The sequence below is a fragment of the Brasilonema bromeliae SPC951 genome (genome assembly GCF_012912135.1).
Classification (GTDB): domain Bacteria; phylum Cyanobacteriota; class Cyanobacteriia; order Cyanobacteriales; family Nostocaceae; genus Brasilonema; species Brasilonema bromeliae.
The window spans coordinates 24,258-44,597 of record NZ_QMEB01000005.1 but is presented as its reverse complement, the minus strand read 5'-3'; the positions used below and the strand labels follow the sequence as shown (position 1 = coordinate 44,597).

Annotated in this window: 15 protein-coding genes; 7 read left to right on the top strand and 8 right to left on the bottom strand. The window is 42.5% G+C overall.

Going from position 1 to position 20,340, the window contains the following annotated elements; translation table 11 throughout:
• Positions 1–70: 70 nt before the first annotated feature.
• Positions 71–688, bottom strand: coding sequence for a hypothetical protein (locus tag DP116_RS01440; protein WP_211173012.1), 618 nt, complete (start codon positions 686–688; stop codon positions 71–73).
• A 402-nt stretch (positions 689–1,090) separates the two neighbouring features.
• Positions 1,091–1,957, bottom strand: coding sequence for an aldo/keto reductase (locus DP116_RS01435; protein ID WP_169153470.1), 867 nt, complete (start codon positions 1,955–1,957; stop codon positions 1,091–1,093).
• Positions 1,958–2,522: 565 nt separating this feature from the next.
• Here DP116_RS01435 and DP116_RS01430 point away from each other — a divergent pair.
• Entirely contained in the window at positions 2,523–4,055 is a 1,533-nt protein-coding gene (locus DP116_RS01430) for a SagB/ThcOx family dehydrogenase (RefSeq protein WP_169153469.1), read from the top strand.
• 90 nt (positions 4,056–4,145) lie between these two features.
• Here DP116_RS01430 and DP116_RS01425 read toward each other — a convergent pair whose 3' ends face one another.
• Positions 4,146–5,498 (bottom strand): selenium-binding family protein, encoded by a 1,353-nt coding sequence (locus DP116_RS01425; RefSeq protein ID WP_169153468.1) that lies wholly within the window; start codon positions 5,496–5,498, stop codon positions 4,146–4,148.
• A 62-nt stretch (positions 5,499–5,560) separates the two neighbouring features.
• Positions 5,561–6,163, bottom strand: a complete 603-nt coding sequence (locus DP116_RS01420) for an NIL domain-containing protein (RefSeq protein WP_169153467.1) — start codon at positions 6,161–6,163, stop codon at positions 5,561–5,563.
• Between the two features lie 629 nt (positions 6,164–6,792).
• Here DP116_RS01420 and DP116_RS01415 point away from each other — a divergent pair.
• The 3 genes from DP116_RS01415 (at position 6,793) to DP116_RS01405 (ending at position 10,906) form a co-directional block, all read left to right on the top strand.
• Complete coding sequence (locus DP116_RS01415; RefSeq protein ID WP_339381538.1) at positions 6,793–8,115, top strand: RNA-guided endonuclease InsQ/TnpB family protein; 1,323 nt, start codon at positions 6,793–6,795, stop codon at positions 8,113–8,115.
• A 101-nt stretch (positions 8,116–8,216) separates the two neighbouring features.
• Complete coding sequence (locus DP116_RS28905) at positions 8,217–9,851, top strand: chemotaxis protein CheB (protein ID WP_169153466.1); 1,635 nt, start codon at positions 8,217–8,219, stop codon at positions 9,849–9,851.
• 77 nt (positions 9,852–9,928) lie between these two features.
• Positions 9,929–10,906 carry a PAS domain S-box protein gene (locus DP116_RS01405; RefSeq protein WP_169153465.1) on the top strand — a complete coding sequence of 326 codons (978 nt, stop codon included), beginning with the start codon at positions 9,929–9,931 and terminating at the stop codon, positions 10,904–10,906.
• Between the two features lie 96 nt (positions 10,907–11,002).
• On the opposite strand, the gene DP116_RS01400 is transcribed toward DP116_RS01405, so the two are convergent.
• Positions 11,003–12,691, bottom strand: coding sequence for a DUF8738 domain-containing protein (locus DP116_RS01400; RefSeq protein WP_169153464.1), 1,689 nt, complete (start codon positions 12,689–12,691; stop codon positions 11,003–11,005).
• Positions 12,692–13,304: 613 nt separating this feature from the next.
• On the opposite strand from DP116_RS01400, the gene DP116_RS01395 reads away from it, so the two are divergent.
• Positions 13,305–14,555, top strand: a complete 1,251-nt coding sequence (locus DP116_RS01395) for a glycoside hydrolase family 10-like protein (protein ID WP_169153482.1) — start codon at positions 13,305–13,307, stop codon at positions 14,553–14,555.
• Between the two features lie 45 nt (positions 14,556–14,600).
• Here DP116_RS01395 and DP116_RS01390 read toward each other — a convergent pair whose 3' ends face one another.
• A complete protein-coding gene (locus tag DP116_RS01390; RefSeq protein WP_169153463.1) occupies positions 14,601–16,100 on the bottom strand; it encodes a site-2 protease family protein in 1,500 nt (499 codons plus the stop codon).
• A gap of 210 nt (positions 16,101–16,310) precedes the next feature.
• Positions 16,311–17,405, bottom strand: a complete 1,095-nt coding sequence (locus tag DP116_RS01385; protein WP_169153461.1) for a hypothetical protein — start codon at positions 17,403–17,405, stop codon at positions 16,311–16,313.
• Positions 17,406–18,050: 645 nt separating this feature from the next.
• Between DP116_RS01385 and DP116_RS01380 the strand changes: the two genes are divergently transcribed.
• Positions 18,051–19,697, top strand: coding sequence for an ABC1 kinase family protein (locus DP116_RS01380; protein ID WP_246275435.1), 1,647 nt, complete (start codon positions 18,051–18,053; stop codon positions 19,695–19,697).
• 67 nt (positions 19,698–19,764) lie between these two features.
• Here DP116_RS01380 and DP116_RS01375 read toward each other — a convergent pair whose 3' ends face one another.
• Positions 19,765–19,905, bottom strand: coding sequence for a hypothetical protein (locus DP116_RS01375; protein ID WP_169153459.1), 141 nt, complete (start codon positions 19,903–19,905; stop codon positions 19,765–19,767).
• Here DP116_RS01375 and DP116_RS01370 point away from each other — a divergent pair.
• The gene (locus DP116_RS01370) at positions 19,904–20,272 is read left to right on the top strand and encodes a hypothetical protein (protein WP_169153458.1); all 369 of its coding nucleotides are present in this window, start codon (positions 19,904–19,906) and stop codon (positions 20,270–20,272) included. The two genes, DP116_RS01375 and DP116_RS01370, sit on opposite strands and share 2 nt — an antisense overlap.
• Positions 20,273–20,340 lie beyond the last annotated feature (68 nt).

Sequence of the window (20,340 nt, the reverse complement as noted above, 5' to 3'; positions counted from 1 at the left end):
CCAGTCAGCAAGCGTCCTGATTTATTGCAAGTTTATAATCTTACCGCAAAACTTGACCAAAACTCCTAATTCATAAGCTAGCCAGCATCCATCCTAGTGCTAATCCAAAGGCTGCGGTTCCAGTCAAAACAGCCATAGCAGCATTGAAACTATTTAAATATTTGTTTAACCTTGTGGCGGCTTTGTTGAAAATCACTACTAAATTGCAATACAAAACTAAACGGATAACCACTTGCCAACCGATTATCATCCACAGCAAGATTACCAAAATAACTGTTAAAGCTGGAGCTACAATTCCACGAGAACTTATTACATCAAGCAATAGAAAAGCGAATAATAAAATGTTTATACAATACATAATTATTGTGAACGGTGAAAGCTTTGGCAAATGTAAAATACATAAACTAATAGCTAAAATAGAACGTGAAAAAACTACAAAAAGTACCAATCTCCAAGTAGTCTTGGAAAGACGCCTAGAAATAATAGAAGCTAAGGGAAAAATAGCAAAATAAATGACTGTAGGCACAGAAACAAAAGAAGATAGTTTGATTAACCAGCCGTCAAAAGCAGTGATACTAAAAAAAGCAATTACCCAAACCCACATTTTTGATGTCGGACGAGTGAAAATTTTGTAAAAGTATTTAAGGAAATTAAGGAAATTAATGTTGCCTCTCGTTGCTTTACTCATTGCTTTAAAAGGGAACATAGTTTTTTAATTAGATTTAAGTTAAATTTTTTATCAGTAAAATATTCTTCACTCTTGATGCAAGCATGTATAGCGAACTCATGCGGTTTATCAAAGTATTTTTTTACGTATAATACAGCACACAGAGTTAAGAACAATTGAGTAATACAATAGCTTTTATTAAAGATTTTTTCTTGAGGTAAAACGTTGTCAAGCAGATTATATAAGATTTTGGCAGTCAGAAAAGATAATAATATTTGTGAACTTGAACAAAAAAATATCAGCTTATTTTATATAGCTGATATGATACAATTTTGTATTTTAGATTCAGGTAAAATACCCAGATTTTGTCCTGAAAATATTTTGTATTGGGTTACTATGACTAAGCAAAGCAAGGTAATGTTTTTAGATTTCGCGATCTATTCTTTGCACTTCGTCATCTGATAATTTCACATCAACAGCATGTACTGTGTCTTCAATGCTGGAAGTTTTGCTTGCGCCAGGAATAGGCAATATCGCAGGCGATTTAGCACGCAACCAAGCCAGGACAATATTATAGACTGATACGCCTTTTTCTTTGGCAAGTTTGGCGATCGCCCCAATATCTTCCAAACCATCATGGCGACGACTACCGCCATAAGGACTCCAAGGTAGAAATGTCAAACTCTCATGCTGACAATACTCCAATACGCCATCAAATTCTGGCTGACGTTGCCAAGGGTTGTATTGATTTTGCACCGAGACAATATCAACCACATCCCGTGCCCGTTTTATTTGTTCTACAGAAAAGTTGGAAACTCCCACAAACCGAATCATTCCCGCATCCACAGCTTCTTTGGCTGGTGCGAGGGACTCCTCTATGGTATAATCTGGGTCTGGTGCGTGATATTGCCACAAATCAATCGGTTTTTTACCGCCCAAAGCCTCAAAGCTGATGCGGATGGTTTCGCGTAAATGCTGGGGATTACCATTGCGTGTCCAATTTCCATTAGGACGCATTAAACCGCCTTTGGTTGCTACAACAACATGACTCACATCGCCCTTGTAGGATTCTAAAGCTTGGTGAATCAATCGCTCATTGTGGTGCTTGTCGCTTTCATCTTTGCAGTAAGAGTCGGCTGTGTCAATGAACGTGATACCCAAATCCAGGGCACGATGAATGACATCAATTGACTGTGACTCTGGGGGACGATTGCTTATTGACATTGGCATAGCCCCTAAACCAATCGCACTTACGGAGACACCTGTTTTGCCTAGCTGTTTTGTTTCCATGTTTCTCGCTTTAGTTTCAGCGTTATGAATTGGATGATAACTTCGCACTAAGACGCTAAAAAAAACTCTATATTTTTACCTCTGGCACAAGAGGTAAAAGAAAATTATGGTTACACAAACTGTAACAATGCAAGAAATTAGTTTTTTGTTCAGCCATACTTGCAATATGTTCATCCATCTATGGGTAGATTATGAGTGGCTTGAGTCAAGTAATACCAGAATCGGGTCATTCTGATAGATTTGATTAGGGTGTCAGAGTTTGCAAAAAGGAGCACTCGCGTTCAGCACTGGCTACAGGGCAGGCGACTGGCGTTCTGACTCAGGAATTCTTCTTTTTGACTTCTCCATAACTTCCAGAAGTTTTGTAAATAAAAAATTAACATTTTTGAAAATTAAAATTTGGAATCTTACATTTTTGATCAAAAATTAAACAACCTCTTCAGCTTGTCTCCTTACTCGTTTATTCTCTGATAACCTTCTGTTTGCTCATTATTTGTACTAATTAAGACTAAATGATGATCCGATAGAATGCAAAGATATGTAGCAGAAGCATATTTAAGCTCTTATGCCAGAACTACGTCAATCAATCGCTCAGCACTACCACGAACGAACTAAGTACGACCCGCAGACTATCGCCTCAAAGAATAAGGGGTTAAACTGGTCTAAGCAACCAGTGCCGTTCAAAGAGTACAAAATTGGCTCTACTTTTGACCTCAAGCCCTATATCCAAGAGAAAGCAGAAGCTTTTGTTGATGAACCAGATAAGCAGTGGTGGCAAAGACTATCGCGGCTACTGTTTTGCAGCTACGGACTCACAGCAAAAATGCCTTCTATGGGAAATACGGTATATTTGAGGGCTGCACCCAGTGCGGGTGGCTTGTATCCTGCGGAGATGTATGTTGTTTCTCGTGGCACTGTGTTGTTGCCGCCGGGAGTGTACAATTACCAGTGTCGAACTCATTCTCTGATTGCTTATTGGGAAAGTGATGTTTGGCAAAAGCTGCAAGAAGCCTGTTTATGGCATCCGACTTTGCAAAAGACCCAGTTAGCAATTATTATTACAGCAGTTTTCTATCGTTCAGCTTGGCGATATGAAGATAGAGCTTACCGAAGAATTTGTTTGGATACAGGACACCTATTAGGTAATGTCGAGTTAGCTGGCGCTATGAGTCAGTATCGCCCTCACCTGATTGGTGGCTTTGTAGATGAGGCGGTGAATGAATTGCTGTATATCGATTCTTTACACGAAGGTGCGATCGCCGTTCTCCCCCTAGCAGACTTACTGGATATCAAGCAAAACATACCCACAGGACAAACAGCCTTACCCTCTGCGACGGAAACAAACTATCCTCATATTCCCGATGGTAAACTCCTGAAATATTTTCATGACTGCACGCAAATTCTACCAGGGACAACGGATAAACTCACTTCAGGTGAAGTGAAACAAGAAAAATCTTTAGAGGATAAATATAACTTCCCTTTCTGTGAAAAAATATCTACTGTCAGCCAATCTATCCACTGGGGAGAAAAACTAGAAGGACTGGAAGTGACCATTCTCAAACGGCGTTCTACCCGTGCTTACAGTGGTGATGATTTAACATTTGATGAACTAAAAGCTTTACTCGATTTTTCTTACCAACCTCAACATTATGTTGACCAAGGTTTGGATCATTCGACTGATTACTTTGACCTGAATTTAATAGAAACATTTATTGCTGTTTCTGGGGTAGAAGGTCTTGAGGCAGGCTGTTATTATTATGCGCCCAAAGCACAAGAATTACGACAAATTCGTTTTAAAAACTTCAGAAAAGAGTTACATTTCCTCTGTTTAGGACAAGAGTTAGGACGAGATGCCGCAGCAATCGTTTTTCATACAGCCGATTTAAAATCAGCAGTGGGTCAGTATGGCGATCGCGTTTACCGTTATCTGCACATGGATGCTGGTCATTTAGGACAAAAGCTGAATCTAGCTGCTATTCGCCTCGGTTTAGGCGTCAGTGGTATTGGCGGTTTCTTTGATGATAAAGTCAATGAATTACTTGGTATTCCTGCGGATGAAGTTGTGTTATATATGACTACGCTAGGAAGACCGAGGTAGTTTGCTAGAAGCATCGTGATTCACAAGTACAAATTTGTATATTTTAATACATATTTCGTGTGGCAGGCATCTTGCCTGCCATATGCTCTTTTATACCCAAATATCAGATGTAGAATCACCACCAGGATAGCGCATCTCATGAGCGCGAGATGGACCAGCTGGTTCCTTACCAAAGTCAACGTAGAAATTCTCGTTGATTTTCAGTCCCCCGTTTTCTGTGTCGCAATCAATTTGTAATAGATATGAGCCAGCTTTGGCTAAGTCAGGGTAAAACTGATTGTCCCAAGTGCTAAACAGAGAATTAGTGACATAAAGCCGTTTGCCATCAAGACTCAGTTGTAGCATCTGCGGTCCACCAGTCAGTTTATGACTTTGAATTTCGCTACTTTTGCCCAACAAACCACCAAGCCAAACTTGACCTGTCAGTTTAGGATGGGAGGGGTCACTGATATCGTATTGGCGGATATCACCATGCAGCCAGTTGGAGAAATAGATGTAGCGATCATCAATCGAAATCAGGATATCGGTAATCAATGATGGTACAGGAATGGGCCAGCCTTCCACTTCCACGGATGGTACATCAATCACTTTCTCAACTTGCCAATGACCGTTCGACTTATGCCAATGCCAAACGTTACTACTGAGTGCAGCACCAACATACCCGTGAGTGCTATCAGGGTTATGGTGAAAGCGCACTTCTAAGGGGATGAGTCCTTCTTCACCTAAGTCAAAACTTTGGATAATTTCGTGTTTTGACCAATCCCAAAAATGCAGTTGGTGACCATAATTCCCAGCAGCCACATCATTAAGGTCAAAGCCAGGATAGAAAGTTTTGGGTGCACCCCACTCACTACTCACCATGATATTGTGACGCGGCTGATACCAAAAGTCGTAGTTGAAACGCATACCGTCGGCTTTGCGTTCCCAACGTCCAGCAATGTCAAAATTTTCATCCAGCAACAAAAAGCCACCTGGACCATTCCCTTCGCTGTCACCCAACATGGAAATCATGACATGACTATCAGCTAGGCAATGTACGGTATGAGGGGCTGTCAAATTGGTTTTTTCTTTGATTTCCTCCGGTTCAATAACTTTGTGAAGTTTCGGTGCTTTGATATCCGCTGTATCTACAATGTGAATTCTGCTGGAACGTTGACCAGGAATCACCATAAAACGCCGAGATTTACTAGCATCGCCGTGACAAGAACTACAAGCATTCCAGCCGAAATGGTGGAGTTCATCGCCAACATAAGGCATTGGCAGGCGGTGAATCACTTGGGCGTATGTGGGAGAGTTGGGATCAACGTCTACGGTTGCAAGATAATCTGGTTCAACAATACTTGAACCTGTGTAGATTGCAATCGTATATAGTACCTTTTCACGTTCTGCTTTTGTTGCTGCTTCAGGAGAAGCGTAGCCGGGACCACAGCAAGCATGAGTCATCGTTATTATCTCTCCAATAGGTTGTGAAAAATTCTGATACGCAGTTTAAATAGTGTCAATAATTACAACCAAATTTGTAAGCCCAATTCTTTTAAATATCTTAAGCCCAACACAATCTGCTGACGTCTACCCCAAACCTCTAAATCAAACCAACCGTCATTTTCCGGGTTGGTATCTAATACTGCTCCGGAAATATTAACAGTTAATCCATAACAATAAACAAGCCCTGCAATCACTGGATAAGACTGATAATTTTTAGGAATACAAACTTGAAATTTAGCACGACTAGTTTGTCCTTTTACTACATGGGAGTCAGCTTTTTTTTCATTGCCGTCAATGATGTCACTGAAATTGTGACTTGTACATAAAATCTGGAATTTATCTTGATTTTCTTGGACAATGCTTTTGAAGTCTAACTCCACAATCTCTACATTTAGTTCTTGAAGATAGCTAAGACTTGCTTCTATCTGCTGAGAAACCCCTTGAATTTCAAGGTTAAATAAACCGTCATCTTTTGCATGAGATTCTAAAAGAGCCGATGCAATATTGATGATTAAATCGTAACGAGAAATCAATCGCGAGACAATCGGTTGACGATGGTAGTGCTGAGGAATTATAATATGGATGTGACCTAATGTGGAATTCAAAGTTGTAGATAATGCCATCTGCCTAATTCCTCAAATTATCAGCAATTTCACGGAAGCTGATAGAAACTAAAGTTTTTTCTATCGCCTTAGTTGAAATTGACAACGGCAAAGAATACAGTAACTTGATACGGTTACTGTTGTTTATCATAACTTAATTCTGCTTCTGAAGACGGTAGCCTAAAGGCACTTTCCTGGCTTTCATCCCTTGCCTGTTCGCGCAGCGTGCCATAACCATAGTACGGAATACGCAACTACGTTGCTGTTCCTCAAGAGTTTTCAGCCAGCCATCCTTGTAAGCGCAAAGCCGACATAGGAGCTTTTTGTATTGAGATACACTTTGAAACTTTACACTCAGTCCATTCTTTAGCTAGAAGTTAGGTGAAACAGTCGCAGTTATTTTGGTGAAAGCAGCCAGACAAATCTGATCGGGGTTGAGAACTGTAACCTAATTCTTGTCCACCTTTACAAGGGGTGAGATGAAAGCCCTTGAAAAGATGCCTGACTTAGAAAGGCATCTTTGTACTTTAGGCAAGGGATGAAAGCCACGTTTGCGTAGCGCCCCCTTCGGGGCTAGCAGGGTTTAGCCTGCCGTCAATCTTTCCGGAATTACTAACAGAAGCATTGTATACTAATTGCATACGAAAAAGGTGATTGTATTGCAAAAAGATTATGGCTGTCAACAAGTATTGTTAAATCGTTCGTTACTCGTTCACCCCGTCCTTGAGTATCTTTGTACTCAAGCAGCAAAGTTGACGAACTGCGGAATATATTATGGTCGTCAAGTTTGGTTCAAAGAGCGCAGATACCTAGGTAAATACGATCTAGAAAAAGAGTACAAAACCAATCGCAATTACCAGTCTCTTCATTCCCAATGTGCTCAACAAGTTTTAAGAACAGTTGCCGAAAGTTTTAAATCTTTCTACGAGTTAGACAAGAAAGCGCGCAAAGGGGATCTCAATCAAAAGCCGAGACTTCCTAACTACCGCAAAAATGGATTGGCTTCATGCACTTACCCCAAACAAGCTTTAAAGCTAATCGATAATCAGATACGGATTCCTTTAGGACAAACCGTTAATACGTGGTTTGGCATAGATTCTTTCACTATCCCCGCTCCGTCAAACCTCGATTTTGCATCAATCAAAGAGCTACGAATTCTGCCACGTAACCGTGAATTCTACGCCGAATTCGTGTATGAGCAGTCACGGGCTAAACGACCACGCTTAAATGAGAAATGGGCTTTGGGAATCGACCCCGGAATTAATAATTGGCTGACATGTGTTGATAGCTCATCCTCGGGTGAAGGCTTCATCATTGATGGTCGTCACGTCAAGTCTCTTAATCGCTGGTACAACAAACAAATCAGCACTCTCAAAGAAGGAAAGCCCCAAGGCTTCTGGTCAAAGAAGTTAGCTGCTATTACCGAAAAGCGCAATAGACAAATGCGTGACGCAATCAATAAAGCAGCGCGCATTGTCGTTGATTACTGCTTGAGGATGAAGGTAGGTAATGTTGTGTTTGGTTGGAATGAAGGGCAGCGACAAGAAGCCAATATGGGGAGGAGAAACAATCAAGCATTTGTCCAAATCCCGACCTACAGACTAAAGGAACGTATTAGGCAATTATGCCTTAGACACGGCATAAATTTTGTTGAAACCGAGGAATCGTATACCTCAAAGGCGTCTTTTCTTAACCATGACTTTCTGCCAACCTTTGGTGAAAAACCCACAAGCTGGAAGCCATCCGGGCGACGCACAAAACGCGGTCTGTACAAATCTCTGTGGTATGGAACAATCAACGCAGATTGCAACGGAGCCGCCAATATTATACGCAAAGTAGACACAACGCTGGATATAGATACTAGCCGAGTGAGTAGGGGCGCTTTGACACGTCCCACCCGGATTAAAGTCTGGGTGACAGCTAAAAAAAGCGTTTGCGCAGCGCCCCTAAAAGGGGCTAGCGGTACGGGTTAACCCTGCCGCTTCGCATCAATTTAGAATCCCCGAGCCGCGAGAAAGGGGAGATGTCAATCATTCCTCATCATTTTTGAGTCAATATATTAAGGAGAGACAAATTGCCCGGTCACGACATTATTGTTATTGGAGCCTCAGCAGGCGGCGTGGAAGCGCTGAAGGAACTGGTCGCCCCTTTGCCAAAAGATCTAAGGGCTGCAATCTTCATCGTCGTTCACATTTTCGCCCAAAGTAAAAGCTTTCTGCCGGATATCCTCAGCCGTTGTGGTTCCTTGAGGGCGACTCATGCAAAAGACGCTGAGGCTATAGAGCACGGGCATATCTACGTGGCACCGCCTGACTATCACCTGCTGGTCAAACGCGGCTACATACGCGTAGTGCAAGGTCCCAAGGAGAACCGCTCTCGTCCGGCGGTAGATCCCCTGTTTCGCACGGCAGCAAAGGCGTACAAAAGCCGAGTGGTCGGTGTGGTGCTATCGGGCACGCTCGACGACGGTACTGCGGGGCTTATAGACATAAAAAAGCTTGGTGGTGTGGCTGTCGTTCAGAACCCGGATGATGCCCTGTTTTCCGGGATGCCCAACAACGCCATCGAACACGTAGACGTTGATTATATCCTGCCAGTGGTGTCAATAGCTCCCCTTTTAGTACACCTAGCTTGTGAACCAATACCCGACCAAGGAGCTTTGAATATGTCTAACGAGGACGAACTGGAAATGGAACCCGACATTGTGGAAGTGGATGGGGCAGGTTTACGGAACAAGGGACTGCCTGGGATAAGCGCGGGCTTGGGCTGTCCAGACTGCGGCGGTGTTCTGTTCCAATTGCAGGAAAGAAATTTGCTCCAGTTCCGCTGCCGCGTAGGTCACGCCTTCTCAGCAGCTAGTTTGCAGGCGGCTCAAGCTCAGGTCCAAGAGGAGGCGTTGTGGGCGGCAATTCGTTCTTTAGAAGAGCGAGCGGAGCTGATGTCTAATATGGCTACTGATGCGCGCTCTAAGAACCGCACCAAGTCAGCAAACCTTTTTGAAGCACAGGCACAGGAGGCGCAACAACGCTCTGACTTCATCCGACAAGCACTGTTCATGGGTCAATTGCCTGTTGGGGCTACTGGAACCGCAATTAACCAAGTACCTAATAAGGGAACGGAACAAGAGCTAACTGCCGACAAAGTGGTGGTGCTGGCGGCAGGTGACGGTGGGATAAGCGCCTTAAGCCAGATCCTAGTTGCCTTACCAGTGAACTTTCCGGCAGCCATCATTGTAGTGCAGCACTTAGACACCCAATCCGACCCCAGCTTGATGGCGATCGCCCTAACCGACTCCATAACTTTACCACTCAAGCTTGCCCAAGAAGGAGAGCGATTACGAGCGGGAACGATTTACTTTGCTCCCCCAAACGAACACCTCTTCGTCACCCCGAACGGTACTGTTTGCCTTTCGCAAGCGGTACTCGTGGATTTTGTCCGCCCTTCTGCCGACTTGCTGTTGGAGTCAGTTGCAGCTAGTTTCAAACACCGGGCAATAGCCGTAGTCCTCAGTGGTACAGGCAACGATGGCGCTTTGGGGGTGCAGGCGATTCATCAGATGGGCGGTAAGGTTATTACCTCTGATGATAGTACTAGCGAGTTTTTCGATATGCCCGACGCTGCCATTGCTACCGGGACTGTAGATTTTGTCCTCCCAGTGAACGAGATTGCTTCAAGCCTTTTAAACCTAGTGACGGAAGCAACCGATTGAGCAAAGCGTCAAGAATCGGTAATAAAAGTTGTCTGAAATTTAAAGAAGTTAATGTTGCAGCAGGAGGGAGGCGATTCGTGAACTTGAACGATTTTTACCGACAGATGATTGCAGCGCGTCAGCGTGCAGCTGAACTTTGCCACAGAGCAAATGAATCATTTTTCCAGGAAAAAGAGTTACTAGTTTTAGGCTATGAGGAACTTTACGCTACCTTATCCAAGCTTGAAGTCGCTTTCGAGGAGTTACACCAGATCAACTGGGAGCTTGCTTGCGCCCACCAGGTAGTGCAAATGGAACGCCAGCGCTACCGGAATTTGTTCGAGTTCATCCCAAACGCATACTTGGTGACTGATGGTAAAGGAATCATCCAAGACGCTAACAAGGCTGCTGCCATGCTGCTGGGTGTTCAGCAGTATTTCCTAGTGGGAAAACCACTGGTCATATTTATCTGCTGGCAAGAGCGGCGAGCCTTTCTTAGCAAACTTCTCAAGCTGCACCTGCACCACCAAACCCAGGAGTGGGAAGTGCGTCTTTGTCTACGTAACGGTGATTCCATAGACGCAACCTTAACAGTGTCCATTGCCGACTCTTGGGGAGGCAAACTCAATACCTTGGGGTGGCTAATACGCCCTATAACTGAGCGTAAGCAAGTAGATCCGGCACCTTGGCTACTTAGTAATACTGTGCAATATGCTACCGAATCAATCATTGTCACTGAAGCAAACCTTGATGAACCAGGTCCTAAAATTGTCTTTGTCAACCCAGCTTGTACGAAAATCACAGGCTACACCTCCCAAGAGATGATTGGCAAAACACCGCGTATGCTGCAAGGACCTAAAACAGAACGCTCAGTCTTATATAGATTACGTCGAAACCTGTCGCAGGGACAATTCTTTCACGGTGAGTTAATAAACTACCGCAAGGATGATACTGAATATAACATGGAATTGTTTTGCGCTCCCATTCATAACGAAAGAGGAGACATCACGCATTTCTTCTCAATACAACGCCAAATCATACCAATTCAAAATTCAAAATTCAAAATTCAAAATTAAGTGAAGCTAGTAGGTTGGGTTGAATGGAATGAAACCCAACCTACACTTTACAGGTAACAAATTTTTCCGGTGCTTTCATTCCCTATTCTCTGTCCCCTACTGATCGCGACTGCTTATCCGGTTCCAAGCCTTGACTATGAGCCGTAAATCTTCAGGTAAGCTTTTTTGAGAAATATCGTTGTATTTAACCGTACCATAGCGGTTGGTCAGAGTGTATGTGATGTAATCAGCAGCGCCGTTGGGTGCTGGATAACTTAGATTCTTGAATTCATCGCCCTGGCGTTCAAGCAATTGCTGAAATTTTTCCACTTGTTTTAGAGGAATGCGGCGAACGCTACGTTCAGAATCATTAATATCACCAATCCGAACACGAATCAGACGTCCGTCGTTAAGCAAAACAGTTTCGTATGTTCTCCCAGTAAAGCCACCACTGGAGATTTGTCGAAAAATGACGCCGCTATCTAAAGGTTGTGGTAACTCACTTATGGGGATAGAAATTGGCTTGAGCGAGTTATTATCATCAGCAATGGGACTAGCCTTTTCATCCAGAAAAACAGCACCTGATTCGCCAACACGATAAACCAAGCGTTGTTGTCCATCGCTCACAATGACCTCCCAACCTGGTACAATGACAGCAGCGCATGAAGTTAACGCATCTGCTAGACCCAAACAACTATCGGGCCATTGTTTTGGTTGTACCTCAATTATCCCTAATTGCGAAATAGGTGCTTTTAAACGCTTAGATGCTCGTACCAAAACTCTCTCGGCAATATCTCTGGGTAAGTTGACATTGGGTGTTTGACTATACTGTCTTGAAAGCTGAATTCGAGAACCACGCTCATCAGTGAGAAATACCCAGCGATTTAGCCCAGCAGCTACTGTGACTTGCCAACCAGAAACGGCGGAATCGCAAGGATTGGCATTACTCTGAAGATCGCACTCATTCCATCGAGTCGGTTGAGATGCAGCAACACTCAGCGACTTTTCAGGTAAACCTGACTCTTCACTTGCTCGACGCAACACAGCATCTCTAACTGTTGCGGGTAACTTGCCTTCACTAAATTCGCTTTCCTTTTTATTAAACCTGATTTTGGAACCTGTTGTATTGGTGTGATAGACCAAAGTTTGCTCAGGTGATTTGACAACGACTCGCCAACCCTTTTCTAAAGCCTCGGTACAAGCTTCACCCGAGTTTGGTAAGTTCAAACAGCCATTGTTCCAAGTCCGCTGTTCAGCTTGAATGATAGTTACCCGAGAGGTTGGTAAACCTAAGCGTTGGGATGCGGCTTGCAAAACAGCATCCTCTATATAACTTGGAAAGTTTTGTGGTACATTGTCTGCCAGAATATATGGATTTGCTAAGCGAATAAAACGCCCATTGGTATCGGTATGATAAATCCATGTTTGACTACCATTCGAGAGGACAACTCGCCAACCAGGAACTAATGCTTGAGTGCAAAGTTCATCCGGCTGAGGTAAACCCATGCATCCGTCACGCCAAGTCCGTTGAGTGTAGTCAATGATTTCTATTTTTCTCACATGAGTTGGTTCTCGGTTAGATAAATCTCGTAGTATCGCAGAAGCAACTGGACGCGGTAAGCTGTTTGTTTTAATGTTTTCTTTTAAAACTTGGTTGGCTGTGGAAGGAAAATAGTTTGTAGGGGCAGCTTCAGCACTTTTTATTGCTGATAAACTACTACCAATAGACAAAATTCCCGATAAAACTAACGCTGTGACAATTTGTGCTTGTTTCGTAGTAGTATAGTTTTTTAGAATGTTTTTCATAGTAATATGGCAAAGAAAATTATAGTAAGAATAGTAAATTTAACGTTTGTATCTTAGTCAATAGATATTAGTATGCGTTAAGAAACTAAAACTAATAACTAGAAACTCTGCGCAGAACAAATAAGTTTATTATCCCTCATAATAAGAAGGATTTGCGATAATTAAAGCGCCTCTGTTTTGAGGAGATGTGAAAATAGACGCTGTTATGATTGTCTATTGTTCCTTTGTTTTTATACTAGATTTTGATTGGGTGAAAAGACTTCATCCTACTGAGTCACCTGTAGTGGTGATTTAGATAAGAAAAACTCAGAAAGATTACTGATTGATATCCTTCCCACACTACCACTCATCTAAATGGTGAGAATTAACACAAGCTCACGCGCAATAGTTCCTGCTTATTCGGTTATGCTCTTCGATTGTGAGTATACGTTAGCACATAGAATCGACCAGTTGGCAGAAATTGGGAATCTTGAAAAAAGATAAACAATATATGTAACTAGTATCGCTAAGCGGGCATGCTATGTATAAGCAACTATAGCAACTTCTGCCCATTGCTCTAAGTCATTGTTGATAGTTTTCTCATACAAAATTCAACTTTTCTAACAAGTAGATGATGAAAAAATTGGTGAAGTGGTGCAACAGGCTTCTATCGCAGGAACCTCTGGCAATTAATAAACAGTCATTTTTCGCACTTTTGGTAGCTTTAAGTATGGTAGCGGCAATGCTGCTCTCATTTCCTTCATATGCTCAAAATACTTCCTACCGTCCGCAGACATCTGAGTTACGGGGGGTGTGGTTAACGAATATAGATAGTGATGTGCTTTTTGGGCGCGATCGCCTCCAAAACTCTTTGCAAAGCCTAAAAAACCTAAACTTTAACACTGTATATCCTACTGTTTGGAACTGGGGTTGGACATTGTACCCCAGCAAAGTGGCACAAAAAGTTATTGGGCGATCGCTTGACCCAGCCCCCGGACTGCAAGGGCGAGATATACTCAAGGAAATTGTCACAGTTGGGCATCAAAAAGGCTTAACAGTCATTCCCTGGTTCGAGTTTGGCTTTATGGCACCTGCTGACTCACAACTTGCCAAAAATCGTCCCCAATGGCTCACCAGCCGCAGTGACAGTAGTAAAATTTGGAAAGAAGGTACCCACGACCGGGTTTGGCTAAATCCCTTTCACCCTGAAGTTCAACAATTTATACAAGATTTAGTTGTCGAAATCGTTAAAAACTACAATATCGACGGTATTCAGTTTGATGACCATTTCGGCTTGCCTAGTGAATTGGGATACGACGCGTACACAGTTGCATTGTACAAAAAAGAACATCGTGGTCAAGCTCCTTCAACAAATCCTCAAGACGCAGAATGGGTAAAGTGGAGAGCTAATAAAATAACTGACTACATGAAACGGGTATTCCAGGCAATTAAAGCGACTAAGAAAAATTGTCTAGTCTCTGTAGCGCCTAATCCTCAGGACTTTTCCTACAAAACCTTTTTAGCAGACTGGCAAAGCTGGGAACGGAACGGACTGATTGAAGAACTGGTTATACAACTATACCGTGATGATCTAAATGTCTTTGTCAAAGAACTGGAGTATCCAGAAGTGAAAGCAGCACAAAGTCATATACCAGTGAGCATAGGTATTATGACTGGGTTAAAAGCCAAACCCATATCTATGCAACAAATCCAAACACAAATACAAAAAGTTCGAGAACGCAACTTTGCTGGAGTCTCCTTCTTTTTCTACGAAACCCTATGGAATGTCAGTGGTGAAACACCACAACAACGTCAAGCTGGTTTCCAGAAAATTTTCCCAACATCAGTTGCTTATCCAAACCTGCTGGCTGGTTGGAAACGGTAACAAGTAGAAAAGTCGGAGGGTGGACTGTGTAGTCCACCACTAGCATCATCCGCCAATTCCCAAACGCCCAGCTAAACCAGGAGTTAGAGGAAGCAGAGTCGCAACCATCAAGAACAAAGCCAAAAGACCCAAAGCAGCGCGTGCATCATCGGGTTCGCTAATTTCATTCAAGCTGGGACGTTCTAAATCTCGTTGTAAAAACACAATCACAATTGCCCAATACATAGCTAAAGGATTCACGAGAGACACTAACGCCAACACAATTAAAGTTGCTATTGTTGCCCGTCCTGCAATTTTTCGTCCGTAAATTGCTTGGACAATACGACCACCATCTAATTGACCTGCTGGCATTAAATTTAAAGCAGTAATGACCAACCCTAACCAACCAATGACGACAAGTGGATGTATATCCACCAAAGGTGACTGTAATGCAGAACCAAGAATAACTCGCGCCAAAGTTCCGACTAGAATTGAACCAGAGAAAAACTCATTTGGCAATTGAAATAGACTACCTTTGTGAGAAAGCAGCAATCCACCCACCAACATTAATAAAGATACAATTCCTCCAGCCGCTGGTCCTGCTGAGGCAATATCAAATAGTACCTTGCGATTGGGTAGTAAAGATTCAAAACGGGTAATAGCACCGAAAGAACCAATTTGTATAGCGGGAAGAAAGTAAGGCAAGCTGAGGCGGATCTGATGACGACGGGCGAGTAACCAATGACCGATTTCGTGAGCTATCAAAACTGTTAAGATACCAGCACCGATGGGTAGAACTTCTCGGAAGCGTTCTGGGTTGGCAAAGAAATCAAAATTCAGGAGTAACCCCGCAGTTTCCAAGCTTGTAGCAATTGTTCCCACGAGCAAGACAACAGCAAAAACTTTCTGCGGTAATGTCATCGGACGGGGGTCATTGCGACTGGGAAGCACAATGAGGACAGGTTTACCATCTGTATTTTCCACTAAAAATAGGCTATATTTATCACCTAAACGTTCTTGTAAACTCGCAGACAGACGGTTATGAACCTCTTCTGGATCTCCTCGCAGATTTCCTTTAAAAATAGCTCCTTCCTGGTAAGCAATAGTTTCTGTGCTAAAAAAGGTATCAAGGCCGAAAATACCTTTAATCATGTTCAAGTCTTCTTCAGGAATCGCTAAGACTTCAGGTTTTAACTGTGCATTTCCTTCCGGAAGATTGGAATTATTTGTGGGGCTAGCTTGCTCAAGGGCATCAGCTTCTAGCCTTTGAGTTGCCCGTTGCCTAAGTATTGCATCCTGTCCCCCTGCTCGTAACTGTCTTCCTAAAAAGATGTACACTCCGGTGGATACGACCAACAAGAACAATACGCCTACTATATTGATGTAAATCCCAGCTGCAAACAAACCAAAAAACAGCAACCAAGGAGTCATCAATACCACCGACTGTAACCAGGCTAGGATTCCCAGCTTGCCATAAGATCTGGCGCGATAAAAGCCCCAACCTAAAATTCCGAAAGCGACTAGCACAATAGTGGCGACAATAGGTGTTTCTGAAGAACTCAACATCTTTTAACCTTTTTAAACTTTTGCTTTTGAAACCAAGCCTGAGTAAGTCAGTTGTTTGTGGATATTAATAATTTATAACGAGGCTGTCGCAAATTAGAGATTAATGTAACGAATGTCAGTAAATGGTATATTATGTTATGTGCTATGAGAAGCGATAAAACTCGGCTTCATTATGAAACCGAGTTTTTAAGTGTTGGATTTATTTCCGTATCAGTTCCCAATCGGTGGAGCAAGAGCTACACGGGGAGTTCCACCACCACCGACGCTATTTGAGCTATTGTTATCAACAATGTAAAGCGCTTGGAATAGCTTCATAAAGTCTTCATAAAATGAACCATTAGATCCCTCAAAATCGTAACCAAAGGTGTTGCGAAACTCTTCTGTAACTCCGTCCTCTACTGCAAAGTAGTGAGCATCCCAGCCTGCGTCGTCAACCACGTAGGCACCATAATCTTGCAAGGCATGAAATAACTTTTTAACAGCAGGTGTTTGCAAGTCGAGATTTGCTTCTGTTACGTTGGGAGGAATTGCTAGTAGTGTCCCCTGTACCAAAGAGGGGTTTTTACCGTGGTATTGGTTGGCTGCATTGGCATCTGCTCTATCTGCAGGCCAGCGATACCCAGGATTAGACGTAGAGTAGTAGAGGTATTTTTCCCCCCAAATGACAACTTTTAAAGCGTGACGAATTGGTTGATCGCTGGTTAGTTCACCTTTGCGAATAGACCCACCAATCGACGAAAGACCAGAACCAAAATGTGCTCCGCCGATTCCATCCCCGTAAATATCAACATTTGGATAACGCCAACCGTAGATGTCGCCTCCTGTTTTACAGCGAGCAAGAGGTTCAAGCTGTATTAAGGTTTTCCCATCTGGCATCAGAAAGGCTGATGCATTGTTGGGGGTGCTATATGGGTTGCTCGTGGCATCTGGAATGATCAGGTCATTTGGAATTGGCAGCCAGGTGCCCATAGATGTGGTGCCTGTACAGCGTCCTTCACCCCAAGCACCAGGACTATAAACTGGACGCCACGGGTCACTATTGTTGAGTTGGAAGAAATATTCTTTATCTGCTGCAGCATAGCCCGCTTTTCCAATGTTTGCGGGGATATAATAAGCACTCGACCCAATTGCCATATTCCAAGGTGATGAGGATGCAAATGGCCAAAGAAATTTGTCACGTGTAGAGGTTTGGCCAGGACTAGGGGTTGCAAAACAGCTAATAAGTAGAGCAATAATGACACTAGCGACAAATGCAACTGTGTAAGACATCCGCTTACGCCTTGTCAAAGGTTGAGTAATGCTCATGAAAAAGCCACTCCTCAATTATTTCCCGTAATAATGCTAATTCTTGGCATGGTTCATCAGATAATGTGCTTGCCAATTATGCCCGTAATATCGTACATAAAGTCGTTCACATTTTTGCAAACTTATCTTTTTTTAAAGAAAAACTTACAAGAATATAAAGTTTTGATTTGGAAGTCGTTTACTCTTTTCTTTGTTTGGGATAGACGGCATCATCACTCTCGCAAAAATTTATAAAGTCTTATATTATACTTATCAAGACAAATAATAGTTCTCCGGAGAAAGACAATAATCTTTTTAAATCAGCCTCAAGTTCGGTGATTATAGAATTTTATATACTTAAATTAATAAATAACAAATTACACATAATTTTATGTTTTTTACTTGAATTTACTAGTTTGTCGCTCCGCTCATATAAGTATATATACTTTTATGTATTAATATAAAATAAAAGATAAAAAGTAACGTTAAGTAAAGATTAGCGATCAGGACAAGGAACAACAAAGGAAATGCCTACAAAGCATTTGTATGGCGACTTGCGTATCCTTGTTTGGCTTTAGTAAAGTAAAACCTTTTTCAGTTTATGAGGAAGATAAGGGAGTGAACTGGCAGACCCTTACACAACAAAATCATCGACGCTACGATCCAATGGCGATCGCCCGCTACTACCGCTACCGTCCTTGGCTCGCTTGGATGCGGGCAATAAAGATTATTTGGTTTTTTGCCGTCTTTATTCTTAGTCTCAAGTCGGACCAATGGCAAAATCAAGAGGAACAAAACAAGTTCAAACGAGCAACTCAATTGCGACAGTTGCTCACTCGCCTTGGTCCCACCTTCATTAAAGTTGGTCAAGCTTTGTCAACACGACCAGACTTGATACGTAAAGATTATCTGGACGAACTCATCAAGCTGCAAGACCAATTGCCAGCTTTTGATAGTGCACTCGCCTACAAAATTATTGAAACCGAACTAGAACGTCCAATTAGCGAAATTTTTAGCTCGTTATCGTCATCTCCCGTCGCTGCAGCTAGTTTGGGTCAAGTTTATCGCGGTCGTTTGATGAACGGCGAAGAAGTGGCGGTGAAAGTACAGCGCCCCAACTTACGCCCAATTCTTACACTTGACCTTTATCTGATGCGATGGGCGGCTGGTTGGTTAGCCCCTTGGTTACCCTTAAACCTCGGTCATGATCTGACGATGATTGTAGACGAGTTTGGTACCAAGTTATTTGAGGAGATAGATTACATCAACGAAGCCCGCAATGCCGAGAAATTTGCAAATAACTTCCGCGATGATCTCCAAGTCAAAATACCAGCTATATATTGGCGTTACACCAACACCCATGTTTTAACCCTAGAGTGGATTAACGGCTTCAAACTCACCGAAACAAACAAAATCCGCGAAGCAGGTTTAGATCCAGAGTTAATTATCCAAATTGGCGTAACCTCTGGTTTGCAACAACTCCTAGAACATGGGTTCTTCCATGCTGATCCACATCCAGGTAATTTATTTGCCATGCCTGATGGTCGTATGGCTTATATAGACTTCGGGATGATGGATCAGTTAAATGAAACCACAAAAGAAAGTCTGGTAGATGCACTAGTACATCTGGTTAATAAAGAGTACAACGAATTAGCCAAAGACTTTGTCAAGCTAGGTTTTCTGAGTTCAGACACGGATATTCACCCAATAGTACCAGCACTAGAAGCAGTTCTGGGAGATGCGATCGGTAAAAACGTTGGGAATTTTAACTTCAAAACCATCACTGATCAGTTCTCAGAATTGATGTATGAATATCCTTTCCGAGTTCCTGCTAAGTTTGCTTTGATTATTCGTTCTCTGGTAACACAGGAAGGAATTGCCCTCAGCCTCAACCAAAATTTCAAAATTCTTGAAGTCGCATACCCCTACGTTGCAAGACGCTTGCTGACGGGAGAATCTCCACAACTGCGGCGACGTTTGCTGAATCTGCTTTTTAAAGATGGTCGATTCCAGTGGTCTCGATTGGAGAATTTGATTGCGATCGCCCGCAGTGATACTAACTTTGACGTATTACCTACAGCTCAATTGGGATTGCAATATCTACTTTCTGATGAAAGCAAGTTTCTCCGACGACAGTTAGCGCTTGCTTTGACTGAAGATGATCGTCTTCATACAGAAGAAGTCCAACGCTTGTGGAATTTAGTCAAAGATGACTTAAAACCAACTCGCTTATTCAACGTAGCGATTGGAGTTTTGACCGAATTTTCCAGAGAGGGAGTAGCAGCTATTCTACCGAAAGCGCTAAAAGAATGATGAATTTTGAGTTACAAATTATGAAAAAATATTAATATTCATAATGAAAAACTCATATAGCAGGGAACTAGGGAACAGGGAACAGTGAAAACTGGTAACTGGTAACTGGTAACTGGTAACTGGTAACTGATAACTGGTAACTGGTAACTGGTAACTGATAACTGGCAACTGCTATATTTCCGTACTCAATATCCACAGGAGTTTTCATGTACTACATTCCTGAACATCCACCCTATTTTCTATTCGTTTTTGGATTGTTTGCAGCATTAATTTCAGATATCGCGTTATGGGGAACGCTGAAAGTCATTGTCCAGAAATGGCAAGATGAGGGTGCAGAAACTTCTGGGTCTCGTCTACCCGTTAAACAGTTATCTGTACCATTTATAGGAATTACTGTTGGTCTTTGTGTATTTCTCTGTTGCGGTTTTGAAATATTTGGCTTTCCGCCCTTAATTGCCTATGGAGTTGGTATACCAGTTGCTTTTATAACTGCCTTGCTGATTTGGTTACAGTTAGGAAGTATGCTAACTTTTGTAGAACGCCAAGGGATACAAGCTCTAGATTTAGATTCTTAGCAGTAGAGCTGCTCACTACTAATGATCTTTTATCTAATTTTAGGAGAGCTTCACGAAAAGTTTATCAT